Source organism: Roseomonas sp. CCTCC AB2023176 (assembly GCF_042259275.1).
GTDB lineage: Bacteria > Pseudomonadota > Alphaproteobacteria > Acetobacterales > Acetobacteraceae > Roseomonas.
In genome coordinates, this window is record NZ_CP170086.1 from 2,591,253 (window position 1) to 2,612,217 (window position 20,965).

The 20,965-nt window shown below is 71.9% G+C and carries 25 protein-coding genes and 1 pseudogene; 13 read left to right on the forward strand and 13 right to left on the reverse strand.

Annotation, left to right across the window (positions count from 1 at the left end):
* Positions 1–28 precede the first annotated feature (28 nt).
* The 5 genes from ACE7GA_RS12925 to ACE7GA_RS12945 all read left to right on the forward strand — a co-directional run bounded on the left by ACE7GA_RS12925 (position 29) and on the right by ACE7GA_RS12945 (position 3,549).
* Complete coding sequence (locus ACE7GA_RS12925) at positions 29–469, forward strand: hypothetical protein (protein ID WP_376099981.1); 441 nt, start codon at positions 29–31, stop codon at positions 467–469.
* Between the two features lie 100 nt (positions 470–569).
* A complete protein-coding gene (locus ACE7GA_RS12930) occupies positions 570–767 on the forward strand; it encodes a twin transmembrane helix small protein (RefSeq protein WP_376099983.1) in 198 nt (65 codons plus the stop codon).
* Between the two features lie 187 nt (positions 768–954).
* Positions 955–1,704, forward strand: a complete 750-nt coding sequence (locus ACE7GA_RS12935) for an electron transfer flavoprotein subunit beta/FixA family protein (RefSeq protein ID WP_376099985.1) — start codon at positions 955–957, stop codon at positions 1,702–1,704.
* A gap of 1 nt (position 1,705) precedes the next feature.
* Positions 1,706–2,629 carry an electron transfer flavoprotein subunit alpha/FixB family protein gene (locus ACE7GA_RS12940; RefSeq protein WP_376099987.1) on the forward strand — a complete coding sequence of 308 codons (924 nt, stop codon included), beginning with the start codon at positions 1,706–1,708 and terminating at the stop codon, positions 2,627–2,629.
* Positions 2,626–3,549 (forward strand): 3-hydroxybutyryl-CoA dehydrogenase, encoded by a 924-nt coding sequence (locus tag ACE7GA_RS12945; RefSeq protein ID WP_376099989.1) that lies wholly within the window; start codon positions 2,626–2,628, stop codon positions 3,547–3,549. The genes ACE7GA_RS12940 and ACE7GA_RS12945 overlap by 4 nt, the downstream gene beginning before the upstream one ends.
* 959 nt (positions 3,550–4,508) lie before the next feature.
* On the opposite strand, the pseudogene ACE7GA_RS12950 reads toward ACE7GA_RS12945, so the two are convergent.
* A pseudogene (locus ACE7GA_RS12950) lies at positions 4,509–6,093 on the reverse strand (ISL3 family transposase).
* A 589-nt stretch (positions 6,094–6,682) separates the two neighbouring features.
* Between ACE7GA_RS12950 and ACE7GA_RS12955 the strand changes: the two are divergent.
* Positions 6,683–8,605 carry a type VI secretion system contractile sheath domain-containing protein gene (locus ACE7GA_RS12955; RefSeq protein ID WP_376099991.1) on the forward strand — a complete coding sequence of 641 codons (1,923 nt, stop codon included), beginning with the start codon at positions 6,683–6,685 and terminating at the stop codon, positions 8,603–8,605.
* Positions 8,606–8,771: 166 nt separating this feature from the next.
* Here ACE7GA_RS12955 and ACE7GA_RS12960 read toward each other — a convergent pair whose 3' ends face one another.
* Positions 8,772–9,056, reverse strand: coding sequence for a hypothetical protein (locus tag ACE7GA_RS12960; RefSeq protein ID WP_376099993.1), 285 nt, complete (start codon positions 9,054–9,056; stop codon positions 8,772–8,774).
* Positions 9,057–9,712: 656 nt separating this feature from the next.
* Here ACE7GA_RS12960 and ACE7GA_RS12965 point away from each other — a divergent pair.
* Entirely contained in the window at positions 9,713–9,994 is a 282-nt protein-coding gene (locus ACE7GA_RS12965) for a hypothetical protein (RefSeq protein WP_376099995.1), read from the forward strand.
* A 235-nt stretch (positions 9,995–10,229) separates the two neighbouring features.
* Here ACE7GA_RS12965 and ACE7GA_RS12970 read toward each other — a convergent pair whose 3' ends face one another.
* Positions 10,230–10,460, reverse strand: a complete 231-nt coding sequence (locus ACE7GA_RS12970; protein ID WP_376099997.1) for a hypothetical protein — start codon at positions 10,458–10,460, stop codon at positions 10,230–10,232.
* A gap of 257 nt (positions 10,461–10,717) precedes the next feature.
* On the opposite strand from ACE7GA_RS12970, the gene ACE7GA_RS12975 reads away from it, so the two are divergent.
* Together ACE7GA_RS12975 and ACE7GA_RS12980 are read left to right on the forward strand one after the other, a co-directional pair.
* Entirely contained in the window at positions 10,718–11,128 is a 411-nt protein-coding gene (locus ACE7GA_RS12975) for a helix-turn-helix domain-containing protein (RefSeq protein ID WP_376099999.1), read from the forward strand.
* Between the two features lie 196 nt (positions 11,129–11,324).
* Positions 11,325–12,461 carry an acyltransferase family protein gene (locus tag ACE7GA_RS12980; protein ID WP_376100001.1) on the forward strand — a complete coding sequence of 379 codons (1,137 nt, stop codon included), beginning with the start codon at positions 11,325–11,327 and terminating at the stop codon, positions 12,459–12,461.
* Here ACE7GA_RS12980 and ACE7GA_RS12985 read toward each other — a convergent pair.
* The 7 genes from ACE7GA_RS12985 to ACE7GA_RS13015 form a co-directional block, all read right to left on the reverse strand.
* Entirely contained in the window at positions 12,448–12,732 is a 285-nt protein-coding gene (locus ACE7GA_RS12985) for a hypothetical protein (RefSeq protein ID WP_376100003.1), read from the reverse strand. The genes ACE7GA_RS12980 and ACE7GA_RS12985 overlap by 14 nt on opposite strands.
* Positions 12,733–12,864: 132 nt before the next feature.
* A complete protein-coding gene (locus ACE7GA_RS12990) occupies positions 12,865–13,665 on the reverse strand; it encodes a hypothetical protein (RefSeq protein WP_376100005.1) in 801 nt (266 codons plus the stop codon).
* Between the two features lie 28 nt (positions 13,666–13,693).
* Entirely contained in the window at positions 13,694–14,107 is a 414-nt protein-coding gene (locus ACE7GA_RS12995; protein ID WP_376100007.1) for a DUF350 domain-containing protein, read from the reverse strand.
* A gap of 22 nt (positions 14,108–14,129) precedes the next feature.
* The gene (locus ACE7GA_RS13000; RefSeq protein ID WP_376100009.1) at positions 14,130–14,795 is read right to left on the reverse strand and encodes a DUF2491 family protein; all 666 of its coding nucleotides are present in this window, start codon (positions 14,793–14,795) and stop codon (positions 14,130–14,132) included.
* 9 nt (positions 14,796–14,804) lie between these two features.
* Entirely contained in the window at positions 14,805–14,966 is a 162-nt protein-coding gene (locus ACE7GA_RS13005; RefSeq protein WP_376100011.1) for a hypothetical protein, read from the reverse strand.
* Entirely contained in the window at positions 14,963–15,811 is an 849-nt protein-coding gene (locus ACE7GA_RS13010) for a hypothetical protein (protein ID WP_376100013.1), read from the reverse strand. Before ACE7GA_RS13010 ends, ACE7GA_RS13005 begins: the two co-directional genes overlap by 4 nt.
* Before the next feature lie 79 nt (positions 15,812–15,890).
* Positions 15,891–16,733, reverse strand: coding sequence for a class I SAM-dependent methyltransferase (locus ACE7GA_RS13015; protein ID WP_376100015.1), 843 nt, complete (start codon positions 16,731–16,733; stop codon positions 15,891–15,893).
* Between the two features lie 37 nt (positions 16,734–16,770).
* On the opposite strand from ACE7GA_RS13015, the gene gloB reads away from it, so the two are divergent.
* The 4 genes from gloB to ACE7GA_RS13035 are packed head-to-tail and all read left to right on the forward strand — an operon-like array spanning position 16,771 to position 19,184.
* Positions 16,771–17,508 (forward strand): hydroxyacylglutathione hydrolase, encoded by a 738-nt coding sequence (gene gloB / locus ACE7GA_RS13020; RefSeq protein WP_376100017.1) that lies wholly within the window; start codon positions 16,771–16,773, stop codon positions 17,506–17,508.
* Between the two features lie 17 nt (positions 17,509–17,525).
* Positions 17,526–18,119 (forward strand): glutathione S-transferase N-terminal domain-containing protein, encoded by a 594-nt coding sequence (locus tag ACE7GA_RS13025; protein ID WP_376100019.1) that lies wholly within the window; start codon positions 17,526–17,528, stop codon positions 18,117–18,119.
* On the forward strand, positions 18,116–18,562 hold the full coding sequence (locus tag ACE7GA_RS13030) for a cupin domain-containing protein (protein WP_376100021.1): 447 nt from the start codon (positions 18,116–18,118) through the stop codon (positions 18,560–18,562). Before ACE7GA_RS13025 ends, ACE7GA_RS13030 begins: the two co-directional genes overlap by 4 nt.
* Before the next feature lie 13 nt (positions 18,563–18,575).
* Positions 18,576–19,184: an SAM-dependent methyltransferase gene (locus tag ACE7GA_RS13035; RefSeq protein WP_376100023.1), complete on the forward strand. Its 609-nt coding sequence runs from the start codon at positions 18,576–18,578 to the stop codon at positions 19,182–19,184.
* 4 nt (positions 19,185–19,188) lie between these two features.
* On the opposite strand, the gene ACE7GA_RS13040 is transcribed toward ACE7GA_RS13035, so the two are convergent.
* From ACE7GA_RS13040 to ACE7GA_RS13050, 3 genes are read right to left on the reverse strand one after another with little or no spacing between them, the layout of a single operon-like run.
* Positions 19,189–19,833, reverse strand: coding sequence for a glutathione S-transferase family protein (locus ACE7GA_RS13040; RefSeq protein WP_376100025.1), 645 nt, complete (start codon positions 19,831–19,833; stop codon positions 19,189–19,191).
* A gap of 59 nt (positions 19,834–19,892) precedes the next feature.
* A complete protein-coding gene (locus ACE7GA_RS13045; protein ID WP_376100027.1) occupies positions 19,893–20,126 on the reverse strand; it encodes a hypothetical protein in 234 nt (77 codons plus the stop codon).
* On the reverse strand, positions 20,123–20,908 hold the full coding sequence (locus ACE7GA_RS13050; RefSeq protein WP_376100029.1) for a DMT family transporter: 786 nt from the start codon (positions 20,906–20,908) through the stop codon (positions 20,123–20,125). Before ACE7GA_RS13050 ends, ACE7GA_RS13045 begins: the two co-directional genes overlap by 4 nt.
* Between the last annotated feature and the right edge of the window lie 57 nt (positions 20,909–20,965).

Below are 20,965 nucleotides of genomic sequence, written 5' to 3' on the forward strand. Positions count from 1 at the left end.
CGCCGCCGGCGCGGCACGTTCCGGGGGCGTGCCCGAGGACTTCAACGCCGACGCGCCCCGGATGGTGGAGCTGATCGAGGCGCGTCTCGAGCGCCTCGAACTCTCCCCCGAAGCCGCCTTCCGGTCCGCCGGCCTGCCGGCGGACCTGCTGATGCGCCTGCGCGACGGCACGGCCCAGCCGCCGCGCGGCGCCCGCCTGCAGCGACTGGCCGAGGTGCTGGGCACCTCCGTCTCCTACCTCGTCGGCATGGATCCCGACGTGATCCCGCCGCAGGAATGGCTGGAGGAGGAGCAGGGCTCGCTCGGCCTGCTGGCCGGCGACGAGGAGGCCTTGCTGCGCGCCTACCGCGGCCTGGACTTCCCGACCAAGGCCGCGCTGCTGACGGTCGTGCGGAAGATGGCGGGGCCCGAACCTGTCCCGGACGTGAAAACCTTGGGCCGGCGGAAGAAGAGCTCCGACGCGCCATAAACCCTTGTTTTCAGTGCTGATTCAAGCGGCCGGCGTCGCATCGCCGCCCCGCGATAGCGGCCGTTGTGGCCCCCCGCCGCCGCCCCACATGGTCGTCACCATGACAACCTTCCTCACCATCCTCCTCGTCCTCGCGATGGGCGCCACCCTCGTCACCCTCTTCATGGGGATGGTCGGGATGGTCGGCGGCGGCGATTCCGGCGGGCAGCGATCGAACACCCTCATGCGCTACCGCGTGCTGTTCCAGGGCGCGGCGCTCGTGATCTTCGCGCTGCTGCTCCTCGCCCTTCGACGCTGAGCCGCCGGCGCCCCGCTGCGGTATTGCGGGGGTGTAAAGCGGGGCGTATAGGCGACGATTGTGCAAGTGCGAGATCGCCGGGAATGCGCCCCACTGATCCCGCCTGATCGCCAGGGACCGGCCCGGTCCCCAGACCCGAAGAGGGAACAGCCCCCGGAGAGGGGCCGACAGGATACCCCGCCAGCCCATGAAGCTCCTCGTTCCCGTCAAGCGCGTCGTGGACTACAACGTCAAGGTCCGCGTCAAACCGGACGGCACGGGCGTCGAGACGGCGAACGTCAAGATGTCCATGAACCCCTTCGACGAGATCGCCGTCGAGGAGGCCGTGCGACTGAAGGAGAAGGGCGTCGCGACGGAGATCGTCGCCGTCTCCATCGGCCCGGCCCAGGCGCAGGAGCAGATCCGCACGGCCCTCGCCATGGGCGCCGACCGCGGCATCCTGGTGGAACATGACGGCACGATCGAGCCGATCGCCGTCGCCAAGATCCTCAAGGCCATCGTTGCGAAGGAACAGCCCGGCCTCGTCGTCATGGGCAAGCAGGCCATCGACGACGACATGAACGCCACGGGCCAGATGCTGGCGGCGATGCTCGGCTGGGCCCAGGGCACCTTCGCCAGCAAGGTCGAGGTCGCCGGCGACGCCGTGAACGTCACGCGCGAGGTGGATGGCGGGCTGGAGACGGTGCGCCTGAAGATGCCGGCGATCGTCACCACCGACCTCCGCCTGAACGAACCGCGCTACGCCTCCCTGCCGAACATCATGAAGGCGCGGAAGAAGCCGATCGAGACGATGAAGCCCGCCGACCTCGGCGTGGACCCGTCGCCACGGCTGCGCGTCATCAAGGTCGAGGAGCCGTCGAAGCGCCAGGCGGGCGTCAAGGTCAGCTCCGTCCAGGAATTGGTCCAGAAGCTCCGCACGGAAGCGAAGGTGATCTGAGATGACGGTCCTCGTCCTCGCCGACCACGACGGCCAGAAGGTCTCCCAGCCCACGCGCTCCGCGGTCGCGGCCATGGGGAAGCTGGGTGACGTGCACCTTCTCGTCGCCGGCCCCGATTCCGTGGCGCAGTCCGCGGCGAAGCTGCCCGGCGTCGCCAAGGTCATCCACGCCGCCGTCGAACACCCGCTCGCCGAACCCGTCGCCGCGATGATCGTCGGCATGGCCGATGGCTACACGCACATTGGTGCCCCTGGCTCCGCCCTCGGCAAGAACATCATGCCTCGTGTGGCCGCCTTGCTCGACGTGCAGCCGCTTTCCGACGTCTCCGCGATCGTGGACGCCGACATCTTCCAGCGGCCGATCTACGCGGGCAACGCGGTCGCGACTGTCGCCTCGTCCGACCCGAAGAAGGTGCTGACGGTCCGCGCTGCTTCCTTCGATCCCGTGGCGGCCGAGGGCGGCTCCGCCCCGATCGAGGCCGCGCCCGCCGCGACCGATCCCGGCCTTTCCTCCTTCGTCGGCGCCGAGATCGCGAAGACGGAGCGGCCCGAACTGACCGCCGCCCGAATCATCGTCTCCGGCGGCCGCGCGCTGGGATCCGCGGAGAACTTCCATATCCTCGACAGGATCGCGGACCAGCTCGGCGCAGCCGTCGGCGCGTCGCGTGCCGCGGTGGACGCGGGCTACGCGCCGAACGACATGCAGGTCGGCCAGACCGGCAAGATCGTCGCGCCCGAGCTCTACATGGCCTTCGGCATCTCCGGCGCGATCCAGCATCTGGCGGGGATGAAGGACAGCAAGGTGATCGTCGCCATCAACAAGGACGAGGAGGCGCCGATCTTCGGCGTCGCTGACTACGGTCTGGTCGGCGACATCTTCAAGATCATCCCCGAACTCGAAGCCGAGCTGGAGAAGCCTGCGTGAACGTCGAAGTCCATCCGCGCCCGTCGAAGGACGCCCTCACCTCCCCCGTCATCGCGTCGGTGGGCGTCGTCGGTGCGGGCCAGATGGGCAACGGCATCGCGCACGTCTCGGCGCTCGCCGGCCTCGGCGTCGTGATGGTCGACGTGAACCCGGCCGCGCTCGAGAAGGCGCGCGGCGTCATGTCGAAGAACATGGATCGCCAGGTCGCGAAGGGGCAGATCAGCGCCGACGACAAGCAGGCCGCCCTCGCCCGCATCACGCACGGAACGGACAGCGCGCTTCTGGGCGACTGCGACATCGTCATCGAGGCGGCGACGGAGAAGGAAGAAGTCAAGCGGGCGATCTACAAGTCGCTCTGCCCGCACCTGAAGCCCTCCGCCATCCTCGCCTCCAACACCTCCTCCATCTCCATCACCCGCCTCGGCGCCGTGACCGACCGTCCCGAGCGCTTCATCGGCATGCATTTCATGAACCCCGTGCCGGTCATGAAGCTGGTCGAGGTTATTCGCGGGATCGCGACGGACGAGCCGACCTTCCAGGCCGTGGACGCGCTGGCCCGCAAGCTCGGCAAGACCACGGCGACGAGCGAGGACTTCCCCGCCTTCATCGTGAACCGCGTCCTCATCCCGATGATCAACGAGGCCTGCTACGCACTCCATGAGGGCGTGGGCAACATCACCTCGATCGACACGGCGATGAAGCTCGGCGCGAACCACCCGATGGGGCCGTTCGAGCTGGCGGACTTCATCGGCCTCGATACCTGCGTCGAGATCATGCACGTGCTGCACGACGGCATGGGCGATTCGAAATACCGGCCGTGTCCGCTGCTGGTGAAGTATGTCGAGGCCGGCTGGTACGGCCGCAAGACCGGCAAGGGCTTCTACGACTACTCCGGCGAGACGCCGCGGCCATCGCGCTGAGGCGCTGGCGGCTTCTGGAGGGCTGTACCCTCCCAGACCTGCCTTTGCCGAACGCGCGAACATGGCTGGCGCCGCAACCTCAACGCCTCCTTTCGCAAGGGCGCCCGCAACACCGAGCATACCCGTGAGCTCGCTCACGACGTCGATGCCGAGTGGACTGCCCGGCCCGGTCGGGGGCTGGACGACGACGTAGTCGACCAGGGCACGCGCAACCTCGAGCGCGTCCGGCGCAGCACCCGACGTGAGGGCCGCCTCGAGTTCGGCCACTCGGTCCCGGTAGACGGTCGCGAGATTGGGATGGAGCCTCGGCGTCGGCGCGGGCGACCCGGTGAGGTCACGACGCAGCACCTCGCGCCGCGCACCAAGCGAGGAGAGGCGGGCCTGCATATCCACAGACCGTCGAGCGTACGGTCGGTGAACACTTGGGTGACGCTCCACCCATCGCGCTCGGCGCGCTCGCGGCAGACCCGGGCCCGATCCTCACTGGAAGTGTTGCGCTGCAGTCCCCACGGGTAACGAGCGTAGAGCGCGACGCGGGGCGGCGCGGTACCCGGCGGTATGGTCGTGACCAGCCTCCCCGAAGTGGCTCGGGCCTGATTTCAGTGGAGGGGCCATGTGTGGGCTGGTGCTGCTCCTCCTGGGCCTAAGCCCGGGACCTGAGGAACGTGGCCGATCTGCAGCGTCGCCGGGGCGGGTGGCCGGTAGCCCAGGGCCGTCCGCCCCTGACACGCTCGGCCGTGGTGGCTGACTTGCGAGGGGTTACGGCACGGCCGGGTTGGTGATCCGCTCTCTCTCTGTTGGTGGATGGAGGGCGCGATGACGGACGCGGTGGCGGTGACGCGGACGGAGTTGGACGCGGCGGCCCTGCGGCGCGCGGCGGCCCGCGAGCGCGATGCGGCGGCGTCGCGACTGGGATTGGGATTGACCCGCTTTCGTGGTTGTTCCGCGTTTTGTGTGGATCAGGTAGCGAGGAGCACACGGCGGCGGAGCAGAACGAAGCTCGCGCGACCGAAGGTTTGTCGCTTCAGCAGCTTTAGTTTGTTCACCTGCCCCTCGGTGTCCGTTGCTCCGGTGCGTGGTGAGAGCGGCCTTGACTGCTGCGCCGCGCATCCCTGAGCCAGCCCTTGAGCGCCGTAAGCGGCGCACGGCACGGTGCCACCGCGCTGAGGCTCCGGTCCCGCACGAGATCGGCGAGACGGCGGACGAGCGCTGAGACGGTGGCGGCAGCCGCATCCTGCCCGATGCGCTCGCCGTCGGCGTTCTCCTCCGCGCTAAGCCGGTTCCGCGCTAAGCCGGTCACGTGGCCGCATGAGATACCAGGCGAGTTGCCTTGGTGAGGGCAGCGACGGCGTGCGCTCGCCGTCGGCAGCCCGTCCGACCTCGACGACACCTCCGCGCCCCGGCCCAAACTTCGACGGCCTGCTGCGCCGCGGGCTCAGCCATCGGTGCACCTGCTTCGGCGTACCGGGGTGGCGTACCGGGGTAGCCGAGGCCCCGCAGTTCGCGCCAGAGCACCATCGCGTTCTCACAGCCATCGGCGAGCCTCGCCTCGAGGTGGGCGATACAGGGGTTCAGCAGGCTGGGTCCGGCGCCCCGCACCGCGCTCGGGGAAGCTTCCGGCCCCGGCGTATTTCCGCACCGTCCCGCGGGCCAGCCCCATGCGGCGGCTGATGGCCAGCAGAGGCTCGCCGGCGGCATGGCGGCGCCGAACCTCCTCGTAGAGGGCCATCCTCCGGCTCCGCTCCACGGCGCTTCGACACGCACCCGGGCCGGCCGCACGCTCGCCTCGGCTGCACGGGAAGGCCGCGCGCCGCGCCGGCGAGGGGCGGTGATGGGCAATGGGCGGCAGACGCCGGAGGCGACCGTGCGCCCCGGCGAGCCAGCGCTCGGCCATCTGCCGCACGTTCAACAGCAGGTGCCAGCGGTCGGCGACCTGCCGCGCCCGCGGCGCCCCGAGCGCGATGCCGCGGGCATACGCGGTCGAGCGGTCGCGGGCGACGGTCCGCACGCCGCGGTGCCGCCGGAGCCAGCCGGCCAGTGTCGCGGCGCGCCGGTCCGGCAGAAGATCGACGACGCGCCGCCGCTCCAGGTCGACGAGGATGGTCCCGTAGGTCCCCCCCTTGCGCAACGCCCAATCATCGACGCCGAGCACCCGGGGCGTTGGAGGCTTCGGCACGGGGAGGCGGCGCAGGAGACGCAACACGGTGTCCCCGCTCGCCGGCATGCCGAGTTGCCCCAGAAGGCGGCTCCCCGCCGCGCCCGGTGGGGCAGGAACCGCGGCAGCGGCTCGACGAAGGTGCGGCGCGGGCAGGATCGGTGGTGGCAGTAGAACCGCCGGACCTCGATCTGCAGACGCGTTGCCTCTCCAAAGCTTGGCAGGTCCGACGGGTGCCGGACGTAGCGGCTGTGAACCGCGGAACCTGGGTTGCCGCAGGAGGGACAGCGACACCGCTCCCGTCGCGCACGAGCGACGACGACTAGGCCGGCAGGGCCGCGCTCCAAGCGCTCGATGAGGCAGCCTGGAAGAGCGGTGGACGTGATCATCCCCACCCTGAATCAGGGCAGCGGGACCGTGTCGACCACAATCTCCACACAAAATGCGAAAGAACCACGGAGCCGGGTCAACTCCAACTCCATACTGAGGGTCCTGCGTGCATGCGGCCAGTATCGCGATCGCGGCCAGTGCTATGATGCGGACGCGTGGTTGGTTCGCAGACCCGAGACGAGCCATGACGTGCCATCCCACCCGCCTGCCGTTGCGACCAAAGGTCGTTGGGCAAGGCCGATCAGCCCGCCAAGGGTCGCGTCGGTCCCGCGCGCCGACGCGATGGAGCCCCGGGCCAATTGGGTAACGCCGCGGCCTGACCCGGGAGGGAGAGCGCCCCGACGGCGCATACGTTACCACCCCGAGACGTCCTGACCGCGATCTCGCGTCGCACGATCAGGCCGTGGAACCATGCGCCCCCGCGCGCCGGTCTGCCCGCTTCGTCAGGGGTCAGGAGCAGGCGTGACATCATGGCTAATTCCTCACGCAGCGTCCGCGATAGTGCTACCTGAACCGCGCAGCGTCGGGCGCTGCGCGAGGGCCGTCCGACCGGCAGGGTGCTCGCCCGCCTCGATCAGGAGCCAGGAGATGACGAGCGCCGACGAGAGGCTGGACCCGGCGCGAGGGCCGCGCCTGAACATCCAGTTTCCGCTCGCTGCCGGATCGCCCGCCACGCGGGGCCAATTGCCCTTCGTCGTTGCCGTCCTCGCCGACCTGTCCGCGGACGGCGGATCAGGTCGGCAGGGATCGCTCGCTCCATGCTCCCCCATCGAGGTCGATCACGACAGCTTCGGCGACGTCATGCGCGAACTTGCCCCGCAGCTACGCTTGGTCGGGCCTGCTCTTCCTGACGGCGGGGTGGCCGAACTGCGTTTCGCCGGGATCGAGGACTTCGCGCCGCACCGCGTCGCCGAGCAGCTTCCGTCGCTCAGACCGGCGCTGCGGCTCCGGCGCGCTCTCTCGCGGCTTCGGAGCGTGCTGGGTGAGGAGCCGGGCCTGCGGGACGCAGTCGCCGAAGCCTTGCACGACGTGACACGGCGCTCGGCCGTGCTCCGGGCGGCGGACGGGCTCGGAGGCGCCGAGGGAGTGAGCTTCCTGCATGACTTGGTCGCACGGGCTAGATTCGGGCAGGACTCCGCCGCGCAGGAGGACGTCCTCCCGGCGGTCCGTCAGCTGTTCGTCACGTCGCAAGCGGCTGGCCAGGACCCCCTGGCCGAATTGGAGCGGCTCATCCGCACTCTCGATGCGGGCTTGACCGAAGCCATGACGCCGATCGTGCACCATCCGCGCTTCGTCGCGCTGGAGGCGACGTGGCGAGGCCTGTGGTTCCTCGTCTTGCACAGCACGACGGGCGTTGCCCGCCGGGTCTGCGTCATCGACGCCACCCGGGATCAGGTCACTGCCGACCTGACTGCCGGATCCGCGCTGTTCACCCGCTTCTGTACCTTGCCGTTCGAGCTGGATGGGGAGGGCCGGAGGCCGGCCGAGTATCCGGCGAGCGTACTGGTGGTGGACTGGTCCTTCGGCGCCGATCCGGAAGAGGTGCGATGCCTCGTAGCCCTCGCCCGGCTCGCGGCCGATTGTCACGCGGTCGCCCTGACGAACGCCGCGGCTTCCTTGGTCGGCCTCGAGGTTTGGGAGGACCTGCGGGCCGATACGGAGATCCGGGTCGTCGCGAGCGGCCAGGCAGGCGACGCCTGGCGCGAGCTGCGCGCCCTCTTCCCCGGAAGCCAATACCTGGGCGTTCTCATGCCACCCGTCGCGGCGCGCGAGGCCTATGGGCCCGCTGAACCTAAGGCGGCGGGCTTCGCCTTCGAGGAGGAGGATGGGGCGACGCCGCCCATGAACCCGGCTTGGGTGTTCGCCGCGCGGTTGATGCACGAGGATGCGCGCTCGGGCTGGTTCACCCGCGTCCGGTCCCTCCGTCCGGATGGCTGGTCGCCGGGCCTGGCCCGCGCACGAGGCCAGGGCGCGAACCCGTATTCCCGCATGACCGACCGCCAGGAGCTGGCGGCCTCGCGAGCGGGGTTGATCACCCTTTCGGTGTCCGCTTCGGGCGAATCCTTCTTCCCGAGTGTCGGCATGGTCCACGAGCCGCGGCAGTACGACCGGCCCGACGCGAGCCAGAATGCGGCAATCGCGGCGAGGCTGCCTTTCGTGCTGGGAACGGGGCGGTTCATGCAGTCCCTGCGCGTGCTGGCGTCCGAGTTCATTCGCTCGATGGACGATGAGGCCCTGGCCGGGTGCCTCCGGGGATGGCTGGCGGAATACGTCTACGATCAATCCGTCATTACTGGCCGCGACCGGTCGTCGGCGCAGGAACGTTTCATTCCCAAGCCGCTCCACAGCATTAACCTTCAGCTCAGGGCGCTTCCCGACGGCAGGACCGCGGCCGTCTGCCACATGCGCCCCTGGCTCGACGTGGAGGAGTTGAGCACGGAGATCCGACTCATCGCGCGCATGCCGCGCAGACCGGCAGGAGTCCGTCCTGCCATCCCCCATCCTGACTGACCCTTCCCCCGTCCGGGTCGACGAGGGCGTCGTCCACCAGGCGCCGGTTCGCAGGTTCTGGCGTGAGATCGCCGAGTGCCGACCTCCTGCGGGCGCCGTCCCCGTAGACCCTGATCATCGCGGAAGCCTCGGTGCAGGTTCCGCCCGTCACTCGCCCTCCGCGCCATCAACGCTCCGGGCTTGGTCGTGCCGTGGCAGGCCCTCCAGCTGGTACAGGTCGGGCGATGAGCTCGGGCCAGGCGCGGATCTCGGCCGTCCGCCCCACGTACGGTTCCACAAGTGTCTCGGTGCGGTCGCCCGAGTTCAGGCGGTAGCGGGCCCGGAGCGGTGGGGGTGGAAAGGCGCGCGGGATCTCCTCGATGGTCCTGGTGATCTTCGCGCCGTGCAGCAGGCGCATGCGCGCGTTGAGGTCATTCTTGACGGTCGAAGGCTCACGCCCGAGCACGTCCATGACGCAGGCTCCGTCCGCCTGCCGCCGGGCCAGTGTTATGGCGAGATTGGCGTCGAGCAGCCTCCACCCCACCCTGTACTGGGACGACCGGGATAGCCGAAGCGAACGAGAAGGCAGGCGCCGCCGACCGCGCCTGCGTGTGACCGGACCGGATCCCTCGTACGGCAGAGGCGCGGGGCTCCGCACCCGTTCGTGGCGCAAGCGGTCACCGGGCGCGCCTCATTGCTGGACGGCACGCCGGAGCGGCAGTCTCATCCCGGGATGAGCGCCAACGAGCCGCCCCTCTTTCTCGACGTCGAGTCGTCCGGCATCACCGGCGGGGCCTATCCAATCGAGGTCGGCTGGGCCGAGCCGCTGCCTCTGGGCGGCATCCGGCTCTCCAGCATCCTCATCCGGCCGCACCCCGACTGGTTGCGCCGCGAGGGGGCCTGGGACCCTGCCGCGGAACGCGTCCACGGCCTGGTGCGTGACGACCTGGCTCGGTCGGGACTGACGGCCTCAGCCGCCTGCGACGCCCTCGACGCGGCATTGGAGGGCCGTGTCGTCGCGACGGACACCGGCGCATCCGGCTGGGATGCCGACTGGCTCGCTCGGCTGTACGAAGCGGGGCCCGCGAGCCACGATGGGCGCTGTCGGAGAGCGCTGCCGGTGCGCTGGTGGCGGGCCGTTACCGCTCGCTCGGCCTGGAGCCGCGTGTCGTTCGCCCGTCGCTGGCCCGATGGGCCCCGCCCGCGACGCACGCCGCCGCCGAGGACGCGTGGCGCTTCGCCTGGGAGTGGCTCATGTCCGACCGCCTCGCGACCGCAGGCGTCGGAGCCCTGCCACCCCGCGAGGCGGCCGCGGCGATTGCCGACCTGCCATCGCTCGTCCCGCGCGGGGCGTGGCCCGCCATCACGCCGGACAGTGAAGGACGCTTTCGCCGTCGCGTGGCGACGTGATGCGGCCCCGCCCGGCCCGGACGGTAGGGGAGGAGGCGCCTGAACGGGGTGCCACGCGCTGGTCCTGAGGCCGACATACCTCTGGCCCGTCGCGAGGCACCGGATCCCGAAGAGGAGGAACGCCGCCCCGCCTCCCCCGCCCAGGGGGCCGTGCCGGAATCGCGCGGATGCACCGCGCCGGGCGTGGTGTCCGACGCCTCGATCGTCGGGACGGGGGCCCGCCGGAGGCGCGCCGTCACGGCCGCGCTCCAGGCTCGATCCATGCGAGGATCGTCCGGGGCAGGTGCTCGGTCCGGACGAGGTGCCCGCCGGAAAGCAGGAGGAGGGTCGCTTCGTCGGCCTCGCAGAGCGCCTGGACCGTCGTGGCCGATAGGGCGTGGCGGGTGCCTTCTCCGTCATGGAGGATGACGTAGCGGCCGACCCGAACGCCGTCGGACCCGCCGCACCCTTGCCCCCCGATCCGCATCGGTCGGCCCCGGCCCGGAGCCGGGACAAACGGTCGGGGTGCTCTGGAGGCGCTACGGGCGGTGCATCGGAAGGGCGGTGCGAGCGGAGCAAGGTACGTCTCCGGGCAGGTTGCATGGAGAGGGACATGGGCCGATGCGTGACGAAAAAGAACACGTTACGTGTTTGCAGGGCGAGCTCCTGCCTCGCTTGCCCCAGCCCTCGCGCCAGCCCCCGCATGCGCTACGATGGCCGGGACGGCAGGAGACGGTCCGCCCCGTGCCCGACGACCCCGACCTGCCGTCCTGGGCGAGGCGCTTGCGCGACCGTGCGCGCGAGCTCGGACTGACGGACTCGGAGGTTGCGCGTCGCACCGGGCTGAGCCAGTCGCGCTATGCCAATTACACGAACGGGGTACGAGAACCCGACCTCGCGACCCTCGTTGCTGTCTGCCGGGTGCTCGAGACTACGCCGTACCCGATCCTTGGCGTCACGGCGGAACGAGGGGGCGGCGGCCCCTTCGCAGTGGAGCGCGCCGAAGCTCTCCGCCTCGTCGGTGCACTCGGCCAGATCCTACTGCCCCTTGCCGTCGGCATCCTGCGCGCTCTCGCCGCCTATGGCCCACCCGGGCCGGAGCGGTCGCCGTCCGGGGGTGGTGCGCCACGTCGGCGTCGACCGCCGGAAGCATGAGCCTTGGATGACCGCTCCTCGGCCGCGCGCATGGGCGGCAACACCGTTCGGCAAGGGCGGCTCTGCCCTCCCAGACCTACCCACCAGGGAGCGAACGCGCTCCCTGGCCCCGCGATCTGTTTCGAACGTCCCCTGGCGATGGGCCTCGAAGAGGCGTCCATCGCCAGGGGACGTTAACCAGTCCGCGGGGTCCGGGGTGCCCGTTGGCGCCCCGGCGGAGGGGGCCGGGAAGGCCGAGCCTCCCCGGGGCCAAGCGGCGCCACACCGCGTCGCCTTCGCTGATGCCCTGCGCGGCCCGGCCGCCCTGCTCGTCCTCCTGTCCCACCATCTCTCGCTCTACTGGCACGCCCAGCCCTTCGCCGCGGGCATGACCGGCCAGCCCGACGCCTTTCGCGCGCCGCCCGCCTGGACCGACGCCTTCGCGACGCTCGTCTTCGGCCCGATCCGCGCCGGCCCGCTCGGCGTCGCGCTGTTCTTCCTCATCAGCGGATACGTCATCCCCTTCGCGCTGCGGGACCGCGGCGCCGGCGCCTTCCTGGCGGCACGAGCGGCACGCCTGCTGCCGACCTACTGGGCGGGCTACGCACTGCAGGCCGCGGTCGTCGCCGCGCTCGCGACGACCTTCCCGCGAACGGCGGCGGAGATGCTCGCGAACCTCCTCCCCGGCGCGCAGGGCCTGTCGGGGCTGACGACCTTCGACGGGATCGTCTGGACGCTGAACGTGGAGGTCCTGTTCTACCTCTGCGCCGCCGCCATCGCGCCCGCCTTGCGCGGCGGGTCTGTCGCCTGGCTCGCGATGCCCGCCGGCGCAGGCCTCCTCGCCCTGGCCCTGACGACGAGGAACGATCCGGAGGGGCTGATGAACCTCTCCCTCGCCGCCACGATGATCGTCTTCCTCTCGATCGGGACCGCGCTGTACCTCGCGGAGCGCTACGACCGATGGGCGCGCGTGGCGCCATGGCTGATCGCGGCCCTGCTCGCGGCCTTCAGCGTCCTGGCCGGCCTATGGCCGCCCGGGGGCCTGCTGCCGGAAGTGCCGTCCTACCTGCTCGCCGCCGTCCTGTTCCTTGGCGCCTTCCTCGCGCGGCGCAGGCTGCGCGTGGGCCCGGTGCTGTCACGGCTCGCCGCCATCTCCTACCCGCTCTACGTCGTGCACGGCGTGTCGGGCTTCGCCATCATGGGCGCGACCATCCGTGCGGGCTGGCCGCCCGCCGCCGCGCTGGCCCTCGCTCTCCTCTGGTCCTTCGGCGCCGCGCTGGCCCTGCACCGGCTGGTCGAACGCCCGACCCGGCGCTGGGCCAGCCGCCTGGGCCGCCCCGTCAGCGCAGGATGATCGTGGAGCCCGCGGGAATGTCGCGGTTCGGCGCGCGGTAGTTCCCCGTCTCGGTCGAGCGGGAGGACTCCGGCACCCGGTACACCGGTACCCCGTTCTCCGTCCGCAGCGTGCCCGGCGCGGGCTGGGAAGGCGTGACGACGATCGGCGCACCCGGCACGCCCCGCGGGATTTCCACCGTGGACGGCACGCGCGGCACGTCCTGCTGCGCGAGGGCCGGCCCGCCGGTCACGGCGGCAAGGGCCAGGCAGAAGGGGACGAAGCGGGGCATGGCGGGGTCCTCCGACGGTTCCGTTCCGTCCCCGAACGCGACAGCCCCGCCGACGGTTCCGTCGGCGGGGGTTATGGCTTCGATCCTCATAGGGACGGGCGCGGTGCGCGGCGGCCGCGCGCCGGCCCGGCGTTACCGCGGCCCGGTCAGCGTCGCGGGCGTCCCCGTCCGGGTCCGCAGCGCCGACAGCCGGTCGCTGATGGAGGTGGCCGCGGGGCCCGCGCCCTTCGCCTCGGCCAGCGCGCGGGCGATGTTCGGGTCATCCTGCTCCGGCTTGCTCGGCGTCAGCAGCCTGGCCTTGGCACTCTGCGCCTGGGCCTGGGCCAAGTCCTTCTGCGCCGCGTCCTGCATCGCCTTCAGCGCGACGGACAGGCTGCTCGTCGCCCCCGACAGCCCTGCTGCCTGCCGCGCCGCGTTGGCGCGTTGCTCCGCCATCTCCCGCTGCTGCTGCGCCCGGCCCATGTCGCGCTGCGCCTTGTTCAGCTCGGCCCGGGCGCCCTTCAGCTTCTGGCCCGCCTGGTCGTAGGTCTGGCGCAGTGCCGTCAGGAACTCCTCGGCGTCCGCGGCTTCCGCCTTCTCGCGGTCCACGTCGGCCGCCATCTCCTCGAGCATGTTGACGAGGGTGGTCAGCGAACGCTCGAGCTCCGCCTTGCGCGACGGGTCGGTCTCGGACGCGGCCTGCGCCTGCAGCCGCTCCGCCGCCATCATCCGCTGCTGCGACAGGCTCTGGATCGCGTCGGCCTCGCGCTTCTCCTTCTCGAAGGCCTGCTGCGCCTGCGCGACCTGGAGGCCGAGGCGGTCCAGGTGCTCCTCCATCGTGCGGAGCTCGGCTTCCGTGGCGCCCTGCGGGTCCCAGCGGACGATGGCTTCGATGGCCGCGTTCGCGGCCTGGTCGGTCTTCACGCCGACGAGGTTGCGGATGAAGGCGAACATGCTGGCATTCTCCCGTGTTGGCATTGGATCAACCCGCCATGGCGGCGGCGTTGAGGATCGCGACCGCGATCTGGATGCAGGCGAGCAGCGTCGCCGCGGCGACGTTCCCCGCCTCGATCTGCCCGCGCATGCCGCGCAGCAGCATCGAGACGACGAAGAAGACGATGAGCTGCAGCACGATCGCCACGATACCCCAGAGCAGGACGTCGAGGATCGCCCGGGATGTCGCGAGTGTCGCAGCCAGCGGCAAGGACAACGCGACCATGGTCCCCCCGAAGGTCACGCCCGCCGCGGCGTTCCCCTCGCGGATCAGCGGCAGCTCCTTGTACGGGGTGATGATCATGTAGAGCGACGCACCGATCATCAGCAGCGCCAGCGTCAGCGCGAACTGCGGCAGCAGCACGGGCAGCCCGGCGGAGAGCGCGTCGAGGATGGCGTTCATGGCGTCGGTCGGTTCCGCTGTGTCAGACGATGGAGAGCGAGGCGGGCGAGAGGGCGATGCCCGCGTGGATCGTCACGGAGGCGTTGCTCCCTTCCTCCGTCATTTCGACGAGGACGAACTCCGCCTCCGGAGCTCCGGCCCCGAGATGCGTCGGCGTCGCGTAAAGCATCGACCGGTGCGTGACCGTGCGGGTGCCGGAGGCCGATTCGATCGTCTCTTCCAGCACGCGCGGCGGCACCATCTCCGGCCCGGGCTGCCAGACACGCGTGTGGTTCTTGCCGTCCTTCGTCTGGAACTCGCGGAAGCCGATCATGCCCTCCCGCGGGTCGAGCCAGGCGCCCCACTCGTCTTCGGAGGCCGGCGTGACCTCGTCGATCGGCGCGAAGTAGCGCGCCTCCTCCGCCTCCGCGCCCGTCCCGAGCGCGACCTGCACGAAGCCGCCGCCGGAGGTGTAGAGCCGGACCATGCCGCCCGGCCCGTCGCCGCCGATGCGCCCGACCTCCGTCACGCTCGTCGTCGCCTCCCGCGGCGCGGGCACGCGCAGCGCGTCGCCGGCCAGCAGGAAAGGCGTGGGATCCAGCGTCACGGTCATGCCGACGCGGTAGCGCCGCCCGGCCTCGCGCTGCGGCGCACCGGTGATCTTGTCGCGGATCATCCCGGCCGCGGTGCCGATGGGACTGCTTGCCATGCTTCCCCCCTATGCTTCCCCCGGCGTCGCCGCGGCCATCCGCCGCCGTGCGATCCAGAACACGGCGGCCCCGCCGCCGACCAGCAGCACGATCGGCACGAGCAGCCCAAGCCCGCTGCCGCCGGAAGACGCCCGCGCCGGGCTCGGCGTCCGCGCGCTGTCGGGCTTCACGGTCGCGACGTCGGGGGCGCGTCCGGCGGCAGGTAGGTCGGGTCAACCGGGTCGTTGCGGCGCTGCTGCAGCGCGGCATCCAGGTCGTCGAGCCGGCGCCGGACCTCGGGGTCAGACTGCGCCTGCTGTTCCACCTGCCGGCGCCAGTCCTGGATCGCGGGGTCGCTGCGATGGTTATGGAAGAAGTCGGTCGAGCCGGGCCGGTTCAGGTTGGAGAACAGGAACCACAGGAAGGCCGCGTCCCACACCCCGAAGCCCCTCGGCCCCGCAATGACCGATCCCGGCACGCCTCCGCCCGGGAAGCCGAAGCCGCCACCGCGCCGGAAGTAGTCGTCGCGATAGGGGGCGGGCTGCCAGCCGCTGCCCCAGCCGCCATTCGTGTTCCACCCGCCGCCGGATTGCGCGCGCCCCGTCGGCCAGCCGAGCGGCCCGCCGGCAGAGGGCCCCGGCAGCGGGCCGGCCGGTGCGGTCGTGGACGGCGTGCGCGGCGTCTCGCGCTCGCGGTAGCGTTGGAGCGCATCGCCCGACCCTTGCCGCGCATAGCCGCGATCGGACGCGGATCCGCCAAAACCGGGAATGACCGAAGGCGAGCCGGATGAGGGCCGCGAATAGCCCCCCGACCCGCCGACGGACGGCGCGCGCGGCGCACTGGGACGGCTGCTGGTGGACGGCGTCCGGGACCCCGAATAGGACGGCCGCGAATATCCGCCCGACGACCGCCGCTGCGCCTCCGCCTGACCCGCGACGAAGGCCGCGGTCAGGCCGACCGGGAGGACGAGGGTGACGGGTCGCGCGAGGGGCAGGGCGACCAGCCCCGCGGCCAGGAGCGACAGGCCCTTCCGCATCAATCCATCCCTGTCCCGCCGCCCGCTCGGGGCGGCCGCATGTTGCGCGGAACGGCCGGGGCGACCAGCACGGGGCCGTTCAACTCCCCGCGGGGCGCTCGGGCGCCTGTGTTTCTTCCCCGCCCTCCCGCGCCGCAGCGACGAGCGGCCCGGCCGAGGCCAGCGCGCGCCGGGCCGCGGGCACCAGGGCCCGCCGAGGGCGGGACGCGATGGTCAGCGGCGGGATCAGGCCCGCGACGGACTTCCGTGCCTCGATCAGCGTCACGCCGGAGAATTCCGGGGCGAGGGCCCGCCCCACCGCTTCCCAGGCCCGCGCACCCCGGAGCAGCGGCCGCATCCGGACCGGCGGGACGAAGAGCGCGGATTCGCGCCGCGTCACCTGAAACTGGTTCTGGTCCAGCAGGCGGTGCAACTGCCCCGGCGTGTAGGGATGGCCGTGCCCGAAGGGAGTGCGTTCCAGGTGCGCCCAGATGGACCGGCGGTTCGGCACGACGGCCAGCAGCATCCCCTCCGGCCGCAGCACGCGCCAGGCCTCGCGCAGGCCGCGCCGGACGTTCTCCGCCGCCTCCAGGCCATGCACCATCAGCACCGCGTCGAAGGACATGTCGGCGAAGGGTAGCCGCCCATCCTCCACGAGCACGGAGGCGCAGCGCCCATCCGGCGGCCAGGGCGCGATCGGGCCCAGCGGCGCCGGCGCCGCGGAGACCAGCCGGCAGGCCCGCTGCCGCCACAGCCGCAGGTACGGCCCGGCATGGCCGAGGCCCAGGACGTCCTGCCCAGCCAGCTCCGGCCACAGGGCGCGCAGCCGGGTGCGCAGGACGCGGCGCGTTACCTGCCCCAGGGCGGAGGCGTAGAATTCTTCCAATCCCCAGGGGTTCGGCGCGGTGAGGTGACCCCGCGCGCCGTGGACCTCGTTCCTCATGCGCACGATATAGGGACTCACCCCCGGAGATTCGAAGATGGCTTGGACGGTGACGGCGGTCCCCAACCTCTCGGACAACTACGCCTGGCTTCTGCGCGACGAGAAGGACGGCACCGTCGCCCTTTGCGACCCCGGGGAGGCCGCACCCTGCCTGGACGCCCTGAAGGGCATGCCGGAACCCGGCCGCCTGGACTGGGTGCTGCTGACACACCACCACCCCGACCACATCAACGGCGTGGCCGAGGTCGTCGCGGCGACCGGCGCGAAGGTCATGGGCGCCGCGCAGGACGCGCACCGCCTGCCGCACCTCGACCTCGCCGTCGCGGTGGACGAGGTCGTCCCGATCGGCACGGGCTACATCACGGTGATCGACACGCCGGGCCACACGCGCGGCCACGTCGCGCTCTACCTGTCCGAGGCGAAGGCCGCGCTTGTCGGCGATACGCTCTTCTCCCTCGGCTGCGGGCGGCTGCTGGAGGGCACGGCGGAGGAGATGTTCGGGTCGCTGGGGCGCCTGAACTCCCTGCCGGAGGACACGCTGATCCTCTGCGGGCACGAATACACCGAGAGCAACGCCCGCTTCGCCGTGACCGTCGAGCCGGACAACGAGGCCCTGCGCGCCCGCGCCGAGGAGGTTCGCCGCCTGCGGGCCGAGGGCAAGGCGACGGTGCCGACGACACTGGCGCAGGAACGCGCGACCAACCCCTTCCTGCGGGCGCGTGACGTGGCGGAACTTGCGGCCCGGCGCACGGGGAAGGACAACTTCAGGGGCTGACGCCGCAGGACACCCGCATGCTGCTCCACTGGTCCCCCGCTTCCCCGTATGTGCGCAAGGTCATGGCCTGCGCCATCCTGCGGGGGATCGACCTTCCGACCGTCGAGACCAACCCGCACGCCTCCCCGCCCGAACTCCTCGCGGTGAACCCGCTCTCCAAGGTGCCCTGCCTCGTCACGGATGACGGGCGCGCGATCTTCGACAGCCGCGTCATCGTCGGATACCTCGACACGATCGGCACCGCGCCGCCCGTCGTGCCGCGCGACGCAGCGCGAATCCGCGTCCTCACCTGGCAGGCGCTCGCCGATGGCATCCTCGATGCCGCGGTCATGCGCCGGATGGAGGCGATGCGCCCGGCCGAGGCAGCGCGCACCGCGAACATGGACCGTCAGAAGGCCGCGATCGACCGCGCCCTCGCGCTGCTGGAGGCGACGCCGCCCGCCGGGCTGAACGACGTCGGCGTCATCGCCGTGGCCTGCGCGCTCGGCTACCTCGACTTCCGCTTCGGGCAAGAGCCCTGGCGGGAGGCGCATCCGAAACTCGCGGCCTGGTTCGCGAAAGTGTCGCAACTGCCGCCCCTCGCCCGGACGGAACCGCGGGCGCCGGCGTGACCGACCTCCGCGACGCCACGCTGCCCGCCACGGCCGTCGCCGCCGCGCTCGGCCTCTCCCCGCATCCGGAGGGCGGGCACTACCGCGAGACATGGCGCGACGCGGCGGCCGACGGGTCCCGCGGCGCCGGGACCTCTATCCTATTCCTCCTCGCGGCCGGCGAGCGCAGCCACTGGCATCGCGTGGACGCGGCGGAGGCCTGGCACTGGCACGCCGGCGCCCCGCTGCGCCTGCGGATCGCGGACGGCAGCACCGTCACCGATCACCGCCTCGGCCCCGACCTCGGCGCGGGCGAGACCCTCTTCGGCCTCGTGCCGACCGGCGCGTGGCAGGCGGCGGAGAGCCTCGGTGCCTGGACGCTCGTCGCCTGCACCGTCTCACCCGCCTTCCGCTTCGAGGGCTTCAAGCTCGCCCCGCCCGGCTGGGAGCCGCCGGGCGCGTGACGGATCGCGCGCCGTGAGCGACGCCGCGGCCTGGGACGCCCGCTATGCCGAGGGCGCCTTCGCCTTCGGGGAGGCGCCGAACCGGTACCTCGAATCCCTCCTTCCCCGCCTCCGCCCGGGGATGCGCGCGCTGGCCCTGGCCGATGGAGAAGGCCGGAACGGCGTCTGGCTCGCGCGTCAGGGCCTGTCGGTCACGGCGGTGGACTGGTCCACGACGGGAATCGCGAAGGCCCGCGCCCTCGCGGTGCGTCACGGCGTCGCGCCCGACCTCGTCACCGCCGACCTGACGCGGTGGGAGACACCGGCGGCGGCCTTCGACCTCGTCGCTTGGATCTTCCTCCACCTCCCGCCCGCCGACCGCGCCGTGGTCGCGGCGACGGCCCGCCGCGCCCTGGCCCCCGGTGGCCTCCTCGTCCTGGAGTGCTTCAGCCCCGCGCAGAAAGGCCGTCGCTCCGGCGGCCCGCGCGATCCCGCCCTGCTCTGGACCGCCGACCTGGTCCGCGAGCACTTCGCCGGCCTCGAGATCCTCGAGTGCCTGCAGGGAACCGTCCTTCTCGACGAAGGCCCGAAGCACCAGGGCCACGCGGAAGTCGTGCGCGCCTTGCTGCGAAAAGCGCCGTGACGGATCAGCGCAACCGCGCGGCGCGTGGTCCCGGCAGCAGGTCGTAGGGCGCCCGCCACCCGGGCAGCGCCGCGATGCGCGACAGCCAGCCCGCGATGGCCGGATGCGTCGCCGGCAGGTCGAAGCCGGTCTCGTCGCCGGGGTAGGACAGATACGCGCAGAGCGACAGATCGGCGACCGTCGGCCGTTCCCCCAGGATGAAGGCGCGCCCTGCCAGATGCCCTTCCAGCACGCCCAGCGCGCCCTCTGCCCGCCCCCGCACGAAGGCGACGACGGCCGGGTCGTGGTCCGGCGCGAAGCATCGCATCCAGCGATAGGTCGCGACGAAGCTCGTGAGCTTGTGGTTGTCCCAGAGCAGCCAGCGCAGGATCTCCCACCGGCCCCGCTCATCGGCCGGGCCGAAGCCGCCGTGGCGCTCGGCCAGCATCGGCAGGATGGCGCCGGACTGGGTCAGCCGGTCCGCGCCGTCCTCCAGCACCGGGATCTCGCCCATCGCGTTCACCGCGGCGCGCCATTCGGGCCGGCGCGTCTCGCCGCCGAAGTAATCGGTCCAGACCGGCTCCCACTCCTGCCCGAGCAACGCCAGCGTCAGCGCGACCTTGTAGGAATTGCCGGATTCCGGGCAGTGGTGCAGGCGATAGGCGGGCATGGCGTGACCTCCACTGCCCTCATCGCGCGGCGGATCGGGCGCGTCCACGGTGCCGCATGCTACCCGCCATCCGCCCGCCAGCGCGGCCGTCCGGGGTCCGACACCAGGTCGGGCGGGAGCGTCGCGATGACCGCGTCCGGCCCCTCGATGTCCCAGATCAGCACGCAGCAGCCGCAGCCCTTCTGCGCCGAGACGTGGGAGAGCCGGGCCCGGTTCGCGGCGATCCAGTCCTCCGCGAACTCCGCCTCGCCCGGATAGTCCAGCGCCGCGATGAGGGTGACGCGACGGGTCACGGCCGCGCCGCCTCCGGCACCGCGTCGCGCGCTGAGGCTGCGAGCCAGCCGCCGCCCACGACCAGCGCCGCCGCGACCGCGACGCGCGGCGTCGCCGCGCCTTCCCCTGCGATCAGCAGCAGCAGCGTCGAGGCGACGGGCACCGCATAGGCGAGCGTCCCCAGCAGCCGCGGATCGCCGCGCTTCATCCCGACATCCCATAGGAAGAAGGCCGCCCCGACCGGCCCCAGGCCGAGCAGCAGCAGCGACACGGCGCCGCGCAGGTCCGGCAGCACCGTCGTCTCGAAGGCCAAGTGCGCCAGCCCCGCCAGCGCCGCGGCGCCGAGGCAGAACCCCGCCACCGCCTCGGTCGGCACGGCCGAGAGTCGCTTCGCCGTCACGGAATAGACCGCCCAGGTCAGCGCCGCCCCCGCCGCGCAGAGGAACCCGGCCGCCGCCCCTGGCGGGAAGGTCGCGCCGGGACCGACGAGAAGGGCGCATCCCGCCGCCCCCAGCACGACGCCACCAAGTCGACGCGGCCCCAGCGGAAGGCCGAGAATCGGTGCGGAGAGGAGCACGATCATCAGCGGCCAGAGATAGTTCAGGAGATTCGCCTCGACCGCCGGCGCCCAGGCCAGCGCCGCGAAGTAGAGCGCGTGGTAGCCGAACAGCCCGCCGACGCCGTGCGCCCAGGCGACCGCAGGCTGCCGCAGCAGCCCGACCTGACCGCGCAGCGCGAGCACCCCCAGCCCCACCGCGCCCGCGATCCCGAAGGCCACCGCCGTCACCTGCAGGGGCGGCAACCCCGCCGCCCCCGCGCCAGCAGCGCGAGGAAGGCCCAGAGCAGCAGCGCACCGATG